This window comes from Inquilinus sp. CAU 1745, assembly GCF_039839375.1.
In the GTDB taxonomy this organism is placed as follows: Bacteria; Pseudomonadota; Alphaproteobacteria; order DSM-16000; family Inquilinaceae; genus JBDOQU01.
In genome coordinates this window covers 22,185-41,353 of record NZ_JBDOQU010000010.1, presented here as the reverse complement: position 1 = coordinate 41,353, position 19,169 = coordinate 22,185, and the positions used below count along the sequence as shown (strand labels likewise).

Here is a 19,169-nt window from a genome sequence, read left to right as displayed (position 1 = left end):
CGACCCGGCATCACGGTTCCCACGGCTCAGCCGATCGCCTCGATCTGCTGATAGAGATCGCCATACTGTTCGGCGAACTCCGCATCGATCCTGGCCTTCACCGAAGCCTGGAACGCCTCCAGGTCCAGCCCCTCGTCAGGGCCGATGATGGTCATCCCTTCGTCCTTCAGGGCCTGGAGATTGGAAGCTTCGCCATCGAGCACCGACTGGGAGGCTCGCTCGCGCACGACGGAGGCCGCTTCCTGGACGGCCGACTGGACATCCGACGAAAAGGATTGCCATGTGGAATCATTGATCAACACCAGCTCGGCGCCCTGGATGTGGCCCGTGAGCATCATGTGCGACTGTACGTCGAAGAGCTTGTTGTCCAGCACGACGTTGACGGGGTTCTCCTGCCCCGAGACGACGCCCGTCGCCAATGCCGTCGGCACCTCCGACCAATCGACCGGCACAGGGACCGCGCCCAGGCCTTCGACGGTCGCCAGATAGATCGGGGACGGGATGGCCCGGATCTTGACGCCCTCGAGATCGGATGGCCGCTTGATCTCCCGGTCGGCCGTCAGTTGCCGCGTACCGAAGTAGAAGGCGTAGAGCACCCGCACGCCGCTGTCCGCGACGAGCCGCTCGTTCAGCATCTGCATCACCGGGGAGTCGATGTCGACGACCTTCATGAGATGGTCGACGTCGCGATAGAGATACGGCGTATCGAGTGCGGCAAACGACTCCGACAGCGCGGAGATAGCGCCGGCGGTATTGTGGGAAAGCGCGATCGTCCCGGTCGAAACCCCGGCGGCAAGCTCCCGGATCTTCCCGAGCTGCGATGACGGATAGACATTGATCGCGATCTCTCCGCCGGTGGTCCGGGCGACCTCTTCGGCGAACCATTGCGCCTGCAGGCCGGCGTTGCTGGTCGGGGAGTTCATATGCCCGTAGCGAAGCGTCTGTTGCGCGCCGGCCTTGCCGGGGAAGCCCAGCAAGCCAGCTCCGGCGGCGGCGCCGGTCCAGCCCAGAACGGCGCGACGGGATACGGATTTCTCAAACATCTGATCCTCCCTATGACGGTTTTTGATGTTATTTCAGAAGACGGCGAGATAATTAACGCCTCGACATCCCGCTATTTTGTGGTTGATGGTAAGGAGGCAGTCCGTTATGTCAAACTCAATTGAATGATGTTTTTTGATGGTTTACGGAGCAGATCAAGCATGCCTCGAACCAACGGCCCGATAATCAACGATGTCGCCGCACGCGCCGGGGTCTCGCCCGCCACCGTCGACAGGGTGATCAACAAGCGCCCGGGCGTGCGCGCCCTGACCAGCCGCCGCGTTCTCCAGGCCGCCGCGGAACTCGGCTATCTGCCGGAAGAGGATATCCTCAAATCCCTGCGCCCACAGCCGATGCGGCTTGTTTTCCTCTTGCCGGCGGGGACGAACCCCTATCTCCAGCTGCTCGGCGACACGGTGAAGGCCATCTCTGCGCGGCCACCGCATGACGACGTCCGGATCCGGTGCTTCTTCATCGACAGCTTCAACCCGAAGATCCTGACGGAGGCTCTGAGGCGCTACGGGGAGAAGGCGGACGGCGTCGCGTTCATGGCGATCGATCATCCGCTGGTGCGCGAGGCGGCATCGGCGTTGCGGGCGAAGGGCAAGCACGTCGTGACGATCGTTTCGGACATTTCCGGTTCCAGCCGAACGGCTTATATCGGTCTCGACAACCGCGCCGTGGGGCGTACGGCCGCCTATCTTCTCGGCCGTCTCGCGGGATCGCCCATCGGCAAGCTGGCCTTGATCGCGGCGAGCCGCACCTACCGGGCGCATGAGGAGCGCGAGATGGGGTTCCTCGGCCTGATGGAGGAATCCTTTCCGAATCTATCCGTGGTCGGCGTTCGCGAAGGTCACGACAATCGTGACGAGAACTATCGCCGAACCTTGGAGCTTCTTGCCGAGTATCCGGACCTGATCGGCATCTATAATGTCGGCGGGTCTTCCGATGGGATCGCCCGCGCCCTGCGGGAACAGGGCCGCGATCAGGACATGCTCTTTATAGGCCACGGCCTCACCGCCGATACGCGCAGCCTGTTGCTCGAGGACACGATGGATGTCGTCATCACGCAGAACCCGGACATGATTGTGCATAACGCGCTGCGGGTGTTCGTCAGCGTCCGCCGCGGCGATGATCCCCTGTCAGGCATCGCTCCCCTGACCATGGAGGTCATCGTCAAAGAGAACCTGCCGTGACTTCCCGTGCAGGACAACCCGCCGTGTCCGAGTCTACCATCCGAACATCCTGGGCTGATCCGAACGTCGAGAGGAAAAAGCGGCTATGGCCATGTTCGATCTTGCAGGCGGAACGGCGCTCGTCACTGGCGCCAGTCGCGGTATCGGCAGGGCGGTCGCGATCGGGTTCGCTGAAGCAGGCGCCGACGTCGTCGCCGTGTCTCGATCCGTTGATGGAATGAAGGGCACGGCGGATGCGGTCGCGGCGGCCGGACGGAACTGTCATGTTTTTGCCGCCGATATCTCCGACGTGGCCTCGATAGAAGCGCTCTTCGGTGAGATCGACGCCGCCGGCCTGCGGACCGATATCCTGCTGAACAACGCAGGCATGGAAGAGGTCCGCCCGTCGGTCGATGTCGACGAGAGCCTCTGGGACCGGATTCTGGACACAAACCTGAAGGGCGCCTTTTTCGTCGCCTCCCATTTCGCATCCCGACTGCTGGAGCGGGGCTCCCAGGGGTCGATCATCAATACCTGCTCGCTGACCTCCGCCATCGGCGTCCCGACCGCGACACCCTACACGGCATCGAAATCGGGAATGCTGGGCATGACGAGAGCGCTGAGCAGCGAGTGGTCGCCCAGGGGCATCCGCGTGAACGGCATCGGTCCGGGATATTTCCGGACTGAACTGACCGAGGCGTTCTACCAGGATCCAGCCTGGCAGGAGCGTATGCTCGGCAAAATCCCGATGGGCCGGTTCGGCGAGTTGGAGGATCTTGTTGGGACCTGCGTCTACCTCGCCTCAAGCGCCTCGGCCTATGTGACAGGGCAACTCGTTTTCGTCGATGGCGGCTATATGGCCTCGGTATGAGAGGCGGGACAGAGTGAGGACTGGACAGCATATGATGAAACCAGCGCCGCTCTACGAACGCGTGAAGCAGCATCTCACCGAAGCAATTTCCGCCGGTCGATATGTTCCGGGACAGCGGCTTCCCAGCGAAAACGACCTGGTGAAGCGCCTGTCCATTTCCCGTATGACGGTGAATCGCGCACTCAGGGAATTGAGCCGGGACGGCGTCATTCGTCGGGTCAAGGGCGTGGGCTCGTTCGTCAACGAACCCAACCACCACGCCTCGCTGATGGAAATCCGGGATATCCGGCACACGATCGCCGAGCGCGGGACCGAACATAGTTGCCGTCTGCTCGAGGCCGGCGCACGGGCGGTTTCGGGGGAGACTGCCGATGCCTTGTGCGTTCCCGAGGGCACGGAGATCCTGTACGCAGTGATCCTGCATTTCGAGAACGGCGCCCCGCTGCAACTGGAGCGCCGGTTCATCCGAAAGGACTTCGCTCCCGGATTCCTGGAGATCGATTTCGAGGAGGTCTCGGCGTTCGACTATCTTCAGTCGATCGCGCCGGTCTCGGAACTCGAGCATATCGTGGAGGCGGCGCGACCGGACAGCCTGGAGATCACGACCCTCGGCATCGAACCGGATGCGCCTGCCATACGCGTCCGGCGGCGCACCTGGGTCGGCGAAACCGTCGTGACCCTGGGGTTCTTCTCCCATCCGGGAGACCGATACCGCGTTTCGGTACGCATCAAGCCAGCGGATTTCCCGCATCGGCGCGGGGAACGCGATGCCCCTATCGTCGCGGGCCCGGCTGGTTGCGGTTCGATCGGCAGGAGGTGAAGATGCCGATGATGGGAGATCGTCGGGGAAGTTCGATCCGCTCCCGCGTCCACCGAGCGTTGCGCGGGCCCTCCGACAGTGCAAGCGGGGCGTCCCGACGGGCCACGCGGGTCTTGTATATACAGAGCTTGACGAGTCGGTTATCCACTGCAACGGTCTGCTGTCTTGCAGCGAACGACCCAAAGGGCGAGGAGCGTGACTGAACAGGCCCGAATGGTGGAGATCCGCGACGTCTCGAAATTCTTTGAGGATTTCGCCGCCGTCGATCATGTAAATCTGTCCCTGTCCAAAGGTGAGTTCCTGACCATCGTGGGGCCGAGCGGGTGCGGCAAGACGACCCTGCTGCGGATGATCGCGGGCTTTTCCAGGCCAAGCACCGGTGAGATACTGATCAATGGCGGGCGGGTCGAGACCGTGCCGCCTCACCGGCGCTCGATCGGCATGGTCTTCCAGCGGCTGGCGCTGTTTCCCCATATGACGGCGGCGCAGAACGTCGCCTATCCGCTCAAGATGCGAGGCTTCGATCCGGCGACGATACCCGAGCGCGTGTCGCGATACCTGAAGCTTGTTCGTCTGGAGGGCTATGGGGGCCGCCGCCCGCACGAACTGTCGGGCGGGCAGCAGCAGCGCGTGGCGATAGCGCGGGCGTTGTCCTTCAGCCCGGACCTGCTCTTGCTGGATGAGCCTCTGTCCGCGCTGGACAAGAAGCTGCGCGAGGAGATGCAGCTGGAATTCCGGCGCATCCAGCAGGAGCTCGGCGTCACCACCATCAACGTCACTCATGATCAGCGCGAGGCGTTGGTCATGTCGGACAAGATCGTCGTCATGAACGAGGGCAAGGTTCAGCAGTCCGATAGCCCCGAGGACGTCTACAGGGCCCCGTCGAACCGCTTCGTCGCGAATTTCATCGGCTTGACGTCGACGTTCGCCGGCATCGTCGAGAACGGACAGGCCGGTGAGACCGTCGTCCGCGTCGGCGACCTGATCCTCCATGCACGGCCCGGAAGCGGCGTCGACTGCGGCTCGCTCGTGGACTGCGCCATCCGGGCCGAGCAGATCCGCTTCGTGGACGACGATTCCGGGGGTTACGAAAACGTCGTCACCGGCAGTGTCGAGCAGCGTATATTCGAAGGCGATCGTCTGGTCTACGAGGTCCGGGTTCCAGAGCTTGGAAACGCCACGCTCTTCGTCTTCGATCATGACCCGGTCCACCACACCGAGCACCAGCGGGCAAGCCGGGTCAGGCTGGGCTGGAATGCGAGGGATCTCTTCGCGTTTCCGGGCGATCAAGAAACAAACCGGTAGCAAAGGAGGCTTCAATGTCCATGAAATCCAACCCGGCCGGTGTCGGCCGCCGCCGCTTCCTGCAGGGGGCCGCGCTGGCCACCGGGGCCGCCATGGCTCCCCGGTTCGTGCTGGCCCAGGACAAACCAAGCGAACTCATCGTCCGCGCCTGGGGCGGCGCATGGGGCGACGCCCTGAAAGCTGGCGTCACCGACCCGTTCTCGGAGATGACGGGCATTCCGGTGCGCCTCGATTTCACCGAGGACAATGAGATCAAGCCGAAGATCTGGGCCGCCGTCGATCAGGGGCGCATCCCGCCCATCCATGTGAACTGGGACACGACGACGAACGCCACCATCTCGGCCCTTCGCGGCGTGACCGTCGACCTGAGCGACCTTCCGAACCTCGAGGGCCTGCTGCCGCTCGCCAAACCGGTCGGTCTCGACGGCTATCCGCTCGTCAACACCTACGCCTACGTCTATGTGTGCGCCTATCGTCCCGAGGCGTTTCCGGAGGGCCCGCCACAGTCATGGCGCGTGATGCTCGATCCGAAGTTCAAGGGCCGGATCGCGCTCTACGATGACGGAATCGGCTTCAACCCGATCGCTGTCATCGCCGGCGGCGGAACGGTCGAGGACATCCCGGACAATATGGAGCCGGGCTACGAGTTCTATCGCCAACTGAAGGAAAACGAACCGCTGCTGGGCGAGGACGCCGACTTCACGAACTGGTTCCAGAACGGCGAGATCGACATCGCCTGCACCATCTCGGTCAACGCCCGGGCCGCCAAGCAGAACGGCATCGCCGTCGACTGGACGGTTCCCGAAGAGGGCTGCAAGGTCGACACTGACGGCCTCTGGATCCCCAAGGGCCTGCCGTCCAACGAGGAGCACTGGGCCAAGGAGCTCGTCAATTTCGCGCTGTCGCGTGAGGCGCAGGCCGAATGGTGCTCCGGGCTCGGCCTGCCGCCGGTTTACCCCGGCATCGAGCCGCCGCCGGATCTCGTCGGTGATCCGTCCTATCCGACCGAGCCATCGGATTTCGAAAAGCTCGTTCGTATTCCTTCGCCGGTTCTCGTCGAAAACCAGCCCGTCTGGTTCTCGACGTTCAGTTCGATCATGCAGAGCTGATGCCTCTTTATACAGGGCGCGGAACCGCGTGCTCCGGGTCCTCTTTTCCGGGATGCCCGAATGGCTGACGCCGGCGCCGGCCATAAAGCCCACCGTAAACCGATGTCATGGCGTTTCATGAACGCCGTGGACAGCGCGGTGTCCATGGTCTGGCCGCGCGGCGCGCACGGCATGAACGGCTATCTGTTCCTGCTGCCCGCGCTGGCGCTCGTCTTCATCCTGGTGGTCGGCCTCGGCTACATGGTCGATTACAGCCTGCATGAGCTGGACATCTCGACCTATCGTCTGAAAGAGGAATACAGCCTCGCCAACTATCTCATGATCCTTGAGCGGCCGGTCTATCTGCTGGTTCTGTGGCGCAGTCTTCTCGCCGCCGCCATCGTCACCGCGATTACGGTGTTTCTGGCTTTCCCCTACGCCTATCTCATGGTCCGCACGCCTTCGGCAGCGATCAGGAAGTTCCTGCTGATCGCGCTGTTCCTGCCGTTCTTCATCGGGCAGGTGGTTCGGGCCTATGGCTGGTTGATCATTCTCGGCAAGGAAGGGCTGCTGAACGGGATCGTCACCAGCCTCGGCTTGCCGCCGCTGGACCTGATCTACAACTACCCCGCCGTGATCTTCGGGCTTGTCCAGTACATGCTGCCCTTCGCCGTGCTTCTGATCACGCCAGCCATCGCGGCCATCGGCGAAGACGTGGAGCAGGCTTCGGAGAGCCTCGGCGCGAACTGGACCCGAACGTTTCGCCATATCGTCATTCCGATGGCCACCCCGGGCCTGATCGGCGCCGCCATCGTCGTCTTTACGTTGACGCTCACCGACTTCGCCATGCCCGAGATCCTGGGCGGCGGCACCTCCGATTTCATCGCCAACCTGATCTATGACAGCTATTTCCAGATCTCGAACATCGGGCTGGGCGCGGCGCTTTCGATCGTCCTGGTGATCGTAGGCAGCGGCCTGGTTGCTCTCATATTCATGATCGCGGGCACCGGCACCCTCGGGACCGAGGGGAGGAAGAAATGAGCGGGCCGCGCAGCAAGGCCGCCGTCCTCTGGGGACTCGTGACGTTCAGCCTGGTCACGTTGAGCCTGCCCACCCTGATCATTATCGGCGCTTCGTTCACCTCGGGCGAGATCATCCGATTCCCTCCCGACGGCTTCTCACTGCGCTGGTATGGCGAGTTGTGGCGGTTGGACAGCTTCCGGGACGCCCTCTTCCGGACATTCTACGTCTCCGCGATCTGCACCCTCATCGCGACCCCTGTGGGCACGCTGGCGGGCATCGCCATCGTCCGGTACCGGATCCGCTTTCGCCGGGCCATCCAGGTCTATCTCCTGCTTCCCTTCACGATCCCGCTGGTCGTGTCGGGGTTGGGAATGATGATCTTCTTCGGCCAGATCCGCATCCTCGGGCAGCTCTGGCCCGTCGGCGTGGCCATTTGCGTCATCAACCTGCCCTTCATGATCTGGGCGGTCAGCGCGTCGGTGAACGCCCTCGACGATGAGCTGGAGAACGCCGCCGCGAATTGCGGGGCGCCGCCGATCAGAGTGTTCTTCACCGTCACCCTGCCGGCCGTGATGCCGGGCGTCATCACCGGCGCGCTGCTGATGTTCATCCTCGCCTTCAACGAGTTCCTCGTCAGTCTCTTCCTGGTGAACGCCAGGACGGTGACCTTGCCGGTTCAGATCTATAATTCCATACGCAGCGTGATCACGCCCGACCTTGCCGCCGTGTCGGTGCTCTACATCGTGATCGCGCTCGTCGCCGTCTGGCTTCTCGACAGGCTGGTCGGCCTCGAAATCTTCCTTCGCTCGAAGTAACCCGCAAGAGGACGACCCCCCGTGTCCAGACAGATCAACCTACATATCCTGTCGCCGTTGAGCGTCGAGGCCCGCGCCGGACTGCTGAAGCGGTCGGAGGCCGATCTCGGCCCCTTCATCGCGAAGGTGCGCCCGATCATCGAGGCGGTGCGCGACGGTGGCGACGCCGCGCTTGCCCGCTTCGCCAGGGAGTTTGACAAGAGCCCCGTCGAACCCGACGCGATCGCGGCGACGACCCGGGATTTCGACGACGCCTTCGACGCTCTCGACGACGAGATGATCGAGGTCCTGAAGTTTTCCTCGGACAATGTGCGCCGGTTCCACGAGGCGCAGATGCCCGAGGAGATGTGGCTGAAGGAAATGCATCCCGGCGTCTACGCCGGCGATCGCGTCGTCCCGATCGACTCCGTCGCCTGCTATGTCCCGCGCGGCAAGGGTTCGTTTCCCAGCGTCGTCATGATGACCGCCATTCCCGCCGTGGTCGCGGGCGTCCCGAAGCCCATCATCATCACGCCGCCGGGACCGGACGGAAAGATCGATGCCGCCACCCTGGTCGCCGCCCGACTGGCGGGCGTCGAGCGCGTCTACAAGTGCGGCGGCGCCCAGGGCGTCGCCGCGGTCGCCTACGGGACAGAGACGGTGCCGCGCTGCCTGAAGATCGTCGGGCCGGGCAGCCCGTGGGTGGTCGCCGCGAAACAGGTGCTGGCTGACCGGATCGACCCCGGCATCCCTGCCGGGCCGAGCGAATCCATCATCCTGGCCGACGAGACCGCCAACGGTCGCGTCTCGGCGCTCGATCTCCTGATCGAGGCCGAGCACGGGTCGGACAGCTCGGCCTATCTGGTGACCAGCGCGCGTGAGGTCGCCGAAGCCGCCAGGGCCGCCATTCCCGATTTCTGGAAGGAGATGAGCGAGCAACGGGTCCAGTTCTCCGCCGACGTCCTGTGCGGCCCGCGCGGGGGCATCGTGCTTGCGGACTCGATGGACGAAGCCATCGCCTTCGTGAACGATTACGCACCCGAACATCTGGAGATCCAGGCCAAGGATCCTCACCAGTATCTAGGCTCGATCCGCAACGCCGGAGAGATCCTGATGGGCGAACACACGCCGGTCGCGATCGGCAATTTCGTGCTCGGCCCGAACGCCGTGCTGCCGACAAACGGGGCCGCCCGGACACGATCCCCGCTCAGCGTCTTCGACTACACCAAGCGGATCTCGGTCGGCTACGTGACCAAGGCCGGCTATGACAGGGTCGCCCCCTACGCCCGCAAGTTCGCGCGGTACGAGGGCTTCGACGCCCACGGCAACGCGCTTTCACCGATGCGGGACGAGGCATTCGGCTCCGGCGGTTCATGATGAAGGCGGTCAGGCTCCATGCCATCGGCGATCTCCGCGTGGAGGATGTCGCCGAGCCGGGACCTCCAGCAGCCCGGGAGGTCAAGCTCAAGGTCGAGATGGCCGGCATCTGCGGGTCGGACCTTCATAATTTCCGCACCGGCGCCTGGATGAGCCGCGTGCCGTCGACGCCGGGTCACGAGTTTGTCGCGACGGTCGTGGAGACGGGTTCCGGCGTAACCGGCCTGACCGTCGGCGACCGGGTTGTCGCGGATTCCCGCGTTCCCTGCGGACGATGCGCGGCATGTTCGTCGGGGCGATCCTATCTCTGCCCGTCGATGGGCTTCGTGGGTGAGGTCAATGACGGCGGTTTCGCGCCGTTCACCGTCCTCCCCGAACAGCAGGTCCTGCGCCTGCCGGACCAGTCCCTGCCGGCCGTCGTAGCGGCCATGGCGGAGCCTCTGGCGGTTGCGCTGCATGCCGTCAACAGGCTCAACGCCCCCAGGGACGTCGCGGTCGGAATCGTCGGCGCCGGGCCGATCGGCGCGCTGGCGACGCTTGCCCTGCGCCATGCCGGCCACCCGGTCTTGCTGGCGGAGCGCAACCGGGCGCGGCTGGACCGGGTGCTGGAAATCACCGGCGCAACGCCCTGGACGCTTGATGCGCCGGACGAGTATGGCAAACCAGCCGCGGCCATCGACACCACGGGCGCCGCTCCGATCCTGAACCGGCTGCTCGGCGCGCTGGAGCGCGGCGGTCGCCTGGCCGTCGTGGGCCTCTATCACGGCGCGGTCACGGTCGACCCCAACCTGATCGTCGAGGGCGGCCTGGACGTCGTCGGATGCGCCGCCTTTGATAATGAGCTCGGCGAGGCGGTGGACATGCTGCCGGCTCTCGCGCCGGAACTCGCGGCTCTGGCATCCCGGCCGATCACGCTCAATGACGTGCCCGCGGCCTTCAATGACCTCATCGCCGGATCGGGGACGATCAAGGCGCTCATCGACCCGGAGGCCTGACGCCCGTGATGCAGACGACAGCGGACATAAGAGCGCACGCACGGGCGGGCGAGACCCATAAGGCGGAGCAGGGCCTGCGCGCGCTGATAGAGGCCGTGACGAAGGAGAAGGTCGTCACGGTATCGGTCAATCAGGACCGGTACAGCCTGAACTCCGTCAACGGCTTCGCCCGCCTGGAGACCACGGGCGACGTATTCTTCAAGTTTCACCAGGAGGAGGACGAGGACGGCATCCGGGAGTACTACAACGCGCAGATCCTGGACGAAGCCGGTTATGCGGTGGATCGTCCGTTGTTCGCATCGGGCGAACCCGGCCGACAGATCCTGCTCTATCGACGCCGGTCGGAGAGACGGTTTTCCGAAATTTGCCGGGAACTGGACCATGAACCGGATCCGGCAGTCTTCGAAGACGCCGTGGCCGCGCAGAGGTCGGCGGACGCCGACAACGCGCGGATCGCGATCGAAACGCTGCACGAGGCGTCATACGACGACATCGCCGCCGAGCCGATCTTTCAGCTCTTCCACCGCAGGCTCGTCGATCATCCGGACGACGAAGTCCTGGGCGGCCGGGCTGCCCGGTTCTATGTGAACGGAACGTTCGCGTTCAACGGCTTCTCGGGCGGATGGAGCGATATTGCCGATCTCGAATGGCGGATCAACGGGCGGCGCTATCCGGTAACTCTGGCCAGGGCGTTCGCCATGGCCCGGACGCTGCTCCACCCGCGAATCCATGGCCCCGGCCCGGCGGTCGTCGCGCATGGCGACGCCCACAACGCCAATGTCTGGTTCGACACAAGTGCGCCGCTGCCGCGGCTGACCCTGTTCGATCCTGCATTCGCGGGACGCCACGTCCCCGCGCTCCTGGCCGAGGTCAAGGCGACCTTCCACAACATCTTCGCCCATCCATTCTGGCTCTATGACCCGGATGATTTCGCCCGGCGCTACGCCGCATCGGTTTCGGTTCGTCCGGGCGAACTCGTTGTCGATACCGACTGGGACCTTTCGCCGTTGAGACGCCGCTTCCTGGAGAGCAAGGCCGAACTGTTCTGGCGGCCTCTGCTGGGCGCACTCCGCGCCGAGGGACAGCTACGGCCCGACTGGCAGGCGATCATGCGATCGGCGCTGTTCGCCTGCCCGACGCTGGTGATGGATCTGACAGCGGGCGGTGACGGCGCGCACAACCCGACAAGCTCCACCAACGGTCTGGCCATAGCCATCATGGCGGCCTCGGCCCCGACCGGCGGCAGCGATCCGTTCTCGGACTTCTTCGACCTGTTGGGCTGAGAACCCGCTACCCGGGTCGATCCCCTGTGATTCCTTCCAGAATCACGACGAAGGCGGCGCAGCCGGGATCGATCTTGCCGACCGTGCGCTCCCCGACCCAGCCCGCGCGACCGACCTTGTTGCGGAGCGGAATGGTGGCCTGCAGTCCTTCACGAGCGGCGGCCAGGGCCCTGTCGCCGGCTTCCCGGAGGCTATCGCCATCACGCACGGCTGTTTCCAGGGCGTCGGCGGCGGGATGCAGTGCGTCGATGACGGTTTTGTCGCCCGGCTTCGCCTTGCCGCGTTCCTGGACGCCGAGATCGGCGGCGCGCGCCATCGCAGCGACATCGTCAAGGGTAAGCTCGGCCTTTCCATCCACGGCCTTGCCGGCGCGCATCAGCGCGGTCGCGACGAGAGTGCCCATTGTGGACGACGCGGCCCGATTGACCGCCATGCCGGCCTGGAAGATCAGCTTTCCGAGATTGTCATCGGGCGCTTCGCCCGCGGCAAAATCCTCCAGCGCCTTCGCCATCTTGCCGGCAGTGATGCCGAGATCGCCATCGCCGACAGCCTGGTCGAGTTCCGTCAGGTGATCCTTCCGCTCGTTCAGACGCGCCGCGACGCGCGCCATCGCGGCCCTGATATCCGATGCCCGCACGGCCACCATGTCGCTTCCTCAGTTCTGGATGAAGAAAGGTGAATGGGCCGGCGCGTCGAGAAGGCCGGCCATTTCATCGTCGAGGCGGAAGAAGGTGAAGGAGGCGCCCGCCATCTCCATGGAGGTCGCGAACTCGCCGACATAGGCGCGATGCACCTTGAGGCCGCGTCCCGTTACGACCTCATGCGCCTTTCGATAGAGGATGTACAACTCCTCCGGCGGCGTCGCGCCGAGGCCGTTGACCATGACGGCGAGCCGGTCGCCGGCGGCGGGTTTCAGGTCGTCGAGGATCGCGGTCGCCATGCGCTCGGCCACCTGGTCGGCCGTCTGCAAGGTCTCGCGCTTCATCCCGGGCTCGCCATGGATTCCCATGCCGATCTCCATCTCGTTCTCGCCGATCGTGAAGGTCGGCTTGCCGACCGCCGGGACGGTGCATGGCGACAGCGCGACGCCCATGGTCCGGATGTTGGCCAGCGCCCGTTCCGCGACCTCCGCCACCTCGTCGAGGGAACCGCCGCGATCGGCCCTGGCGCCGGCGACCTTGAAGGCGAACACCATGCCCGCGACCCCGCGCCGGCGGTCCGCCTCCCCGGCAGGCGCGGACGCGACGTCGTCCTTCACCAGGACGGTTCGGACGGGAATGCCCTCCATGTCCGCCATCTCCGACGCCATGTCGAAGTTCATGACGTCGCCGCCATAATTGCCGTAGATGTAGACGACGCCCTTGCCGCCATCGATGCGCCTGGTCACGGCAAGCATCTGTTCCGATGAGGGCGAGGAAAACACGTCGCCGACGGCGCAGCCGTCGAGCAGCCCCTTGCCGACATAACCGAGGAAGACGGGAAGATGGCCGGAACCACCGCCCGTCGCCAATCCGACCTTGCCCTTCACCGGCGCATCGGCCCGGACGATGGCATGGACATCCTCGGCATAAGCCAGTTGATCGGGATGCGCCTTCAATAGGCCATCGAGCATTTCGGGGACGAAGTCTTCCGGTTTGTTCAGGAGCTTTTTCATCGATGCCTCACAACGGGTTCGAGGAGTTGCTGGTCAGGCCTTCGAAGGCCTGCTGAGCTGAAGGGTGTTGACGACGAGCACGAGAAGCAGGAGCGCGCCCCAGATGAATTCCTTCGCGAAGTTCGACACCTGAAGCATGCTGAGGCCGCTCGACAGGAACTGCAGCGACAGGACGGCGAGGACCAGCCCGGCGACCCGACCGAAGCCGCCATAGGGGTTGATGCCGCCAAGCACCGCGATCAGGACCGACAGAAGCAGGTACGAACTGCCATAATCGGCCTTGGCCGAGTTCGCCCGCGACATCATCACCAGGCCGGCGTTCGCCGCGAGGAATGCGCTGATCAGATAGGTCTTCAGCGTCACCGCGGCGTTGTCGATCCCGGCGAAGCGCGAGGCGAGCGGGTTCGTTCCCATCATGTAGATCTTGATCCCGAACGCCGTCCGGTTGAGCATCACCGTCAGAATGATCGCCAGGACCGCGAATATGATGAGGGGCACGGGAACCTGAAGGATCGTGCCGTTCCCGATGATGCTGAACGCCCTCGGAAAGCCGACGACCGCGCTGCCGCCGGTCAGAACGATGCCGATGCCGGTGAAGATCAGCCCCGTACCGAGCGTCGCCAGGATCGGCGGAATGCCGATGCCGGCGATGCAGAAGCCGTTGACGAGCCCGCAGGCGAGTCCCGTTCCCAGCGAGAGCAGGATCGCGACCAGGATGAGGGCGGCCGTCTCCCAGCCTCCCGATACGTCAACGCCGTAGTTCGAGAGAACGAGCGCGGCGAGGATGGCGGAGAGATTCGCCGTGCCGATGATCGACAGGTCGATCCCTCCCGTCAGCATCGCCACCATGATCGCCAGGGCGAGTAGCGCGATCTCCGGGAACTGGAACGCCATCGAGCTGAAGTTGCGCAGAGTGAAGAACAGGTCCGGTCGAAGCAGGCTCATCACCACGAAGATCAGGATGGTGATGACCAGCAACCGGAACAGGGACGAGACGTCGCCGCTCTTTTGTCGTGGCGCCGCCTTGGCTGTCGGAGCCATGGCGACCTCATTCCGGGGTTTCGGGTTTTCAGTCATGATCTTCTTCCGTCCCGTCAAACCGTATGCCGTGCGGTTCGCCGCGCCTGATAGGCCGGCACGCCCGTCCCAAGCAGGATGAGCAAGCCGATCACCACCGACTGCCAGGTCGACGGGACGCCCAGCAGGATAAGGCTGTTGTTGACCAGCACGATCAGCGCGACGCCGAGCAGTGTCCCCGTGATGGTGCCGTAGCCGCCGGTAAGCCGGGCGCCGCCCAGCACCACCGCGGCGATGACCGACAACTCCAGCCCGACGAGATCGAAAGGGTTGGCGACCCGCGCCATCGACGCGTGGATGATGCCCGCAATGCCGGACAACACGCCCACATAGCCGTAGATGAAGAACTGCGTGGCGCGGACGTTGACGCCGATGCGCGCCGCCGCTTCCGGCGAGCCGCCGATGGCGTAGATGCTTCGTCCCAGCATCGTCCGGTTGAGGATGAACCAGGTGACCAGGACGACGATCACAAGCGCGAGGAACGCGAGCGGGAGCGAGAAGAAATAGCCGTCCGCCGTCGTCCCGGTAAACAGGTTGGCCCGCGAGAAGTCGCGCATTCCCCCGGGGACGCTGGTGATCAATTCATTGCCGACAAAGGTCAGGAGGAAGCCGCGGAAAGCGCTCAGCGTGCCGAGCGTGACGATCAGCGTCGGCAAGCCGAACAGGCCGATGAAGAAGGCGTTGACCATGCCCAGCGCCAGACCAAACGCCGCCGCGATAAGCAACGCCAGCACGAAGTGCCCGTCCACCCCCCAGGCGACGAGGATGCTTGTGGTGGCGTACATGCTGAACGCGGCAAGCGCCGTGAACGAGACGTCGATCCCGCCGGAGATCAGGACGAGCATGACGCCGATGGCGAAAATCCCGATGACGGTCGCGTTCCGGAGGAGATCGAAGAGCGTCACCAGGGAGAAGAAGCGCTCGCTGGTGAGACCGGTAACCAGGCAGAACCCGACGACGACCAGGCCGACGAGAAATTCATTGCGCTGCAATAGCTTGCCGAGCACGGCGTTCTCCCTAGCTTACCAGTCGCCGGGCCAGGCCGGATTCGCTGGTATCCGCCTGCCCGACCTCCTCCACGACCCGGCCCGCCTTCATGATCAGGATGCGGTCGCAGGCGCGGAGGAGTTCCGGAATGTCGTCGGAAATCACGATCACGCCGATGCCCTTCCGGGCAAGGTCATCGATGATCTCGTGGATGTCGACCTTCGACCCCACGTCGACCCCGACCGTCGGACCATTCAGGATCAGGATCCGGGGTTCGGTCGCCAGCCAGCGCGCCAGCATGACGCGCTGCTGGTTTCCGCCGGACAGGCTCTGGACCGGGGATCTGGCGGATGGTGTCGCGATCTTCAGATTGTCGAGCCATTCATCGACCTGGCGGCGCATGGCGCCGAAATCGAGGAAGCCCGACCGGCCGGCCAGCCGATCTATGCTCCCGACGACGATATTGCGTTCGATGGCCTGGGGCAGGAACAGTCCCTCGGTCAACCGGTCCTCCGGGACATAGCCGATGCCGCAGTTGATCGCATGGCGGACATCACGGAGAGCGACCGGTTCGCCTTCGATGAATATCCGCCCGGAGTCCGCGGGGCGAAGACCGAACAAGGCCTCCGCCAGTTCGGTCCGGCCGGAGCCGAGGAGCCCCGCAACGCCGAGCACTTCACCGGCGAGCAGGCTGAACGACACCTCCTGGAAGCCATCCTTCTTCCCCAGCGCCTCGACCCGCATGAGTTCGCGAGCGTCTTGCGGGATCGCGCGCTTCTCGCCGTCCGCCGAGAACCTGCGCCCCGTCATGTGGAAAGTGAGAGATTCCAGATCGAAATCGCCTACGGGACCGTCGGCGACCTTGCGGCCGTTGCGCAGCACAGCGATCTTCTCACATACCTCGAAGACCTCATTCAGCTTGTGGCTGACGAACAGGACCGAAACGCCGTCCTGCTGCAGCCGGCGGATGATCCCCAGAAGCGTCCGGACCTCCCGTTCGGTCAAGGCCGTCGTCGGCTCGTCCATGACGATCAGCCGTGCGTCGCCGACAAGCGCGCGGGCGATCGCGACGAGCTGCTTATCGGCCACCGGCAGGTTTTCGACGCGGGCGTCCAGGTCGATATCCACACCCACCTTGTCCAGCGCTTCGCGGGCAGTCCTGTGGACGCCACGCCAGTCGACGAGGGCCCGCCCGTGCGACAGCGCGTCGTTGAGTGCGATGTTCTCCGCCACCGTCAGGTTCGGAAACAGCGAGAAATCCTGGAAGATGACCTGGATCCCCTCATGCACGGCCTCGATCGGGCTGACGCGGCGATAGGCCTTGTCGTTGAGGGTGATCTCGCCCTTGTCCGCCGCCTGTGCGCCGGCCAGAATCTTGATGAGGGTCGACTTGCCGCTGCCGTTCTCGCCGGCGAGGCATACGATCTCACCGCGGCCGATCGTCAGGCTGACATCGTCGAGCGCCTGGACGCCGGCGAAGGCCTTCGAGATCCCGCGCAGGGAGATCAGGTCCGAATCCGTTGTCTGGTCCATGTGATGTAGCGACGCGGTCCATGGAGTGGCAGTGATGACGGGACCGGCGCACCAGATCCAATAAGTCGGCGGTCCGATTCAGCCAACGGATGGGAACCATCCGTCGGCATCGGAACACCAGCCGGCCCCGTCGATTGAAGCAGAGGGACCTCAGAAGGGATACTGGTCCATGTTCTCCGCCGTCACGTCGACCCAGGCCTCGCCATAGATGACCTTGCCTTCCAGAGTGACATTCTCATAGCCGGGAACGCCGAGATTGGCGCCATCCTCGATGGTTTCGCCATTGAGCAGCATGACCGCCACGGTATTCATGACATAGGCGGCCTCGGCGGGATCCCAGAACGAGATCATGTCGACCGCTCCGGTTTCCAGATACTGCGAGGCGATCGACGGCAGGCTTGTTCCCATGACGCAGGTATCGTCCTCCATCCCGCGTTGCTCGAGCGCCAGGCCGATGCCGGCGACGTCGGTGGAGGCGCTGCCCTGGAAGCCGCGGACATCGGGATAGGCTCGCAGGAGTTCCTGGGTCTTGGCATAGGCCTGCTGCTGGTCGTCGAAGGTTTCGTTCTTGGATCCGACCAGTTCCATATCCGGATAGTTCGCCTCCTGGTATGCGATGGCGGCGTCGACCCACTCATTGTGGGACTTGGAGGTCAACCCGCCGACGAAGACGGCATACTGGCCCTGCCCGCCCATGCATTGGGCGAGCGCTTCCATCAGATGCTCGCCATAGGCGGCATTGCGGAACGCTTCGATGTCGTAAACGGCATTCTCGATGGCCGAGGCCTCGTGACTGACCACCGTGATGCCCTGCTCCATGGCCTTGGCCAGCACCGGCTCCACCGCCTCGGGCGAAAACGGAACGATCGTGATGGCGTCGACGCCCTTGGCGATCTCGTCCTCCACGATGCGCACCTGAAGCTGCGCGTCCGCATTGGCGGGCCCGACCTGATAGGCGTTGTGGCCGGTCTCCTCGGCAAATCGCTCGACGCCTTCCTCCATGCGGATGAACCACTGGATGCCGGAGATCTTCACGATGGTCGGGATGGTGTAGGTGGCATCCTCCGTCGCCGCGACGTCAGGCCCAGCCTCCTGGGCGCGGGCATCCGCCAGCGGCGAAATCGAAATGAGACCGACGCCCGCGATGAGGGCAAGGGCGGATACGCCTGCGAAAATCTTCATGATGTCTCCTCCTGTCTTTCGTTTTGTTGGGTCACTTCGTGCAAAGCGCTTCTCATTTTTCGCCGGATTTCTCTCCTTTCCCGTTTTCGTCCAGCCCCGACATGGCGAACAGCATCTTGTGCAAACCGGAAGCGTTGAGATCGCCGAGCCCCTGGTTCACCGCCGCCTGATACATCTGCGCGATCACACCGGACACAGGCAGCGGCACATCGAGACCACGGGCGAAATCGCCGATCAGCCGGGCATCCTTCAGCATATGCTTGAGATAGAAATGCGGTTGATAGTCGCCGGCGAGGCTCGCCCGGCCGACGCCGCGGATGAGACCGGAACTGAAATCCGTGACGTCCAGAACGCCCATCACGCGCTCCGCGTCGAGTCCGGCCTTCCGGGCGAGCGACAGCCCCTCGCCGAGCGACATCATCTGCGCCGCCACGAGCAGGTTGCCGACGAGCTTCATCGCGGTCCCTGCCGTCGATCCGCCCATGTAATGCACGCTGGCGGCCATCGCGTCCAGAAGCGGCCTGACAGCGTCGAATGCCTCGCGTTCGCCGCCGCAAACGAAGTCCAGCCGGCCTTCCCACGCCTCGTTCCTGCTGCCGAAAACAGGACAATCCAGGTAGCGCAACCCGTTGTCGGCGGCCGTTTGAGCGAGACGGCGGGTAACCTCCGGGTCGGTCGTGGTGGCGTCGACGACGATCGCATCGGCAGAGGCGGCGGCGAGCGCGCCGTCCGGCCCTTCCAGCACCTCGGCCTGAGCGTCCGGTCCGGTCAGGCAGACGAAGACGCGCGTCTTCCCCGCGAGAGCCTCCGCGATCGACGTCGCCCGGCTCGCCCCGGCAAGATCCGCCGGCAGGGGCCGGCTGGTCCGGTTCCAGACCGTGACCCCATGCCCCGCCTTCAGGAGATTGCGGACCATGCCGCTCCCCATGATGCCCAGTCCAAGAAATGCGATACTCGTCACGCG

General features: G+C 64.4%; 18 protein-coding genes. 10 read left to right on the top strand and 8 right to left on the bottom strand.

Translation table 11 applies throughout. The features are described 5' to 3' along the window. Positions 1-26: 26 nt before the first annotated feature. Positions 27-1,043 carry a TRAP transporter substrate-binding protein gene (locus tag AAFN89_RS12960; RefSeq protein WP_347539483.1) on the bottom strand — a complete coding sequence of 339 codons (1,017 nt, stop codon included), beginning with the start codon at positions 1,041-1,043 and terminating at the stop codon, positions 27-29. Between the two features lie 123 nt (positions 1,044-1,166). Here AAFN89_RS12960 and AAFN89_RS12955 point away from each other — a divergent pair, with 123 nt between their 5' ends. The 10 genes from AAFN89_RS12955 (at position 1,167) to AAFN89_RS12910 (ending at position 11,772) form a co-directional block, all read left to right on the top strand. Continuing rightward, on the top strand, positions 1,167-2,237 hold the full coding sequence (locus AAFN89_RS12955) for a LacI family DNA-binding transcriptional regulator (RefSeq protein WP_347539482.1): 1,071 nt from the start codon (positions 1,167-1,169) through the stop codon (positions 2,235-2,237). A 91-nt stretch (positions 2,238-2,328) separates the two neighbouring features. Next, positions 2,329-3,087, top strand: coding sequence for an SDR family oxidoreductase (locus AAFN89_RS12950; RefSeq protein ID WP_347539481.1), 759 nt, complete (start codon positions 2,329-2,331; stop codon positions 3,085-3,087). A gap of 31 nt (positions 3,088-3,118) precedes the next feature. Beyond that, complete coding sequence (locus AAFN89_RS12945) at positions 3,119-3,907, top strand: UTRA domain-containing protein (RefSeq protein WP_347539480.1); 789 nt, start codon at positions 3,119-3,121, stop codon at positions 3,905-3,907. Positions 3,908-4,102: 195 nt separating this feature from the next. Continuing rightward, on the top strand, positions 4,103-5,212 hold the full coding sequence (locus AAFN89_RS12940) for an ABC transporter ATP-binding protein (RefSeq protein WP_347539479.1): 1,110 nt from the start codon (positions 4,103-4,105) through the stop codon (positions 5,210-5,212). A gap of 14 nt (positions 5,213-5,226) precedes the next feature. After that, complete coding sequence (locus tag AAFN89_RS12935) at positions 5,227-6,321, top strand: extracellular solute-binding protein (protein WP_347539478.1); 1,095 nt, start codon at positions 5,227-5,229, stop codon at positions 6,319-6,321. A 60-nt stretch (positions 6,322-6,381) separates the two neighbouring features. Further along, positions 6,382-7,341, top strand: a complete 960-nt coding sequence (locus AAFN89_RS12930; protein WP_347539477.1) for an ABC transporter permease — start codon at positions 6,382-6,384, stop codon at positions 7,339-7,341. After that, on the top strand, positions 7,338-8,138 hold the full coding sequence (locus tag AAFN89_RS12925) for an ABC transporter permease (RefSeq protein ID WP_347539476.1): 801 nt from the start codon (positions 7,338-7,340) through the stop codon (positions 8,136-8,138). The genes AAFN89_RS12930 and AAFN89_RS12925 overlap by 4 nt, the downstream gene beginning before the upstream one ends. A gap of 21 nt (positions 8,139-8,159) precedes the next feature. Then, complete coding sequence (gene hisD / locus AAFN89_RS12920; RefSeq protein WP_347539475.1) at positions 8,160-9,494, top strand: histidinol dehydrogenase; 1,335 nt, start codon at positions 8,160-8,162, stop codon at positions 9,492-9,494. Then, on the top strand, positions 9,491-10,489 hold the full coding sequence (locus AAFN89_RS12915; RefSeq protein ID WP_347539474.1) for an alcohol dehydrogenase catalytic domain-containing protein: 999 nt from the start codon (positions 9,491-9,493) through the stop codon (positions 10,487-10,489). The genes hisD and AAFN89_RS12915 overlap by 4 nt, the downstream gene beginning before the upstream one ends. 5 nt (positions 10,490-10,494) lie before the next feature. Continuing rightward, on the top strand, positions 10,495-11,772 hold the full coding sequence (locus AAFN89_RS12910) for a hypothetical protein (protein ID WP_347539473.1): 1,278 nt from the start codon (positions 10,495-10,497) through the stop codon (positions 11,770-11,772). Positions 11,773-11,779: 7 nt separating this feature from the next. Here AAFN89_RS12910 and AAFN89_RS12905 read toward each other — a convergent pair whose 3' ends face one another. The 7 genes from AAFN89_RS12905 to AAFN89_RS12875 all read right to left on the bottom strand — a co-directional run bounded on the left by AAFN89_RS12905 (position 11,780) and on the right by AAFN89_RS12875 (position 19,166). Continuing rightward, positions 11,780-12,418 (bottom strand): DAK2 domain-containing protein, encoded by a 639-nt coding sequence (locus AAFN89_RS12905; RefSeq protein ID WP_347539472.1) that lies wholly within the window; start codon positions 12,416-12,418, stop codon positions 11,780-11,782. A gap of 9 nt (positions 12,419-12,427) precedes the next feature. Further along, positions 12,428-13,426 carry a dihydroxyacetone kinase subunit DhaK gene (locus tag AAFN89_RS12900; protein WP_347539471.1) on the bottom strand — a complete coding sequence of 333 codons (999 nt, stop codon included), beginning with the start codon at positions 13,424-13,426 and terminating at the stop codon, positions 12,428-12,430. A 33-nt stretch (positions 13,427-13,459) separates the two neighbouring features. After that, positions 13,460-14,467, bottom strand: a complete 1,008-nt coding sequence (locus AAFN89_RS12895; protein WP_347539470.1) for an ABC transporter permease — start codon at positions 14,465-14,467, stop codon at positions 13,460-13,462. 53 nt (positions 14,468-14,520) lie between these two features. Then, positions 14,521-15,510, bottom strand: a complete 990-nt coding sequence (locus AAFN89_RS12890; protein WP_347539469.1) for an ABC transporter permease — start codon at positions 15,508-15,510, stop codon at positions 14,521-14,523. A 10-nt stretch (positions 15,511-15,520) separates the two neighbouring features. Then, a complete protein-coding gene (locus AAFN89_RS12885) occupies positions 15,521-17,023 on the bottom strand; it encodes a sugar ABC transporter ATP-binding protein (RefSeq protein ID WP_347539468.1) in 1,503 nt (500 codons plus the stop codon). Positions 17,024-17,173: 150 nt separating this feature from the next. Then, entirely contained in the window at positions 17,174-18,205 is a 1,032-nt protein-coding gene (locus AAFN89_RS12880) for an autoinducer 2 ABC transporter substrate-binding protein (RefSeq protein ID WP_347539467.1), read from the bottom strand. Positions 18,206-18,257: 52 nt separating this feature from the next. Then, positions 18,258-19,166 (bottom strand): NAD(P)-dependent oxidoreductase, encoded by a 909-nt coding sequence (locus AAFN89_RS12875; RefSeq protein ID WP_347539466.1) that lies wholly within the window; start codon positions 19,164-19,166, stop codon positions 18,258-18,260. Positions 19,167-19,169: the final 3 nt, after the last annotated feature.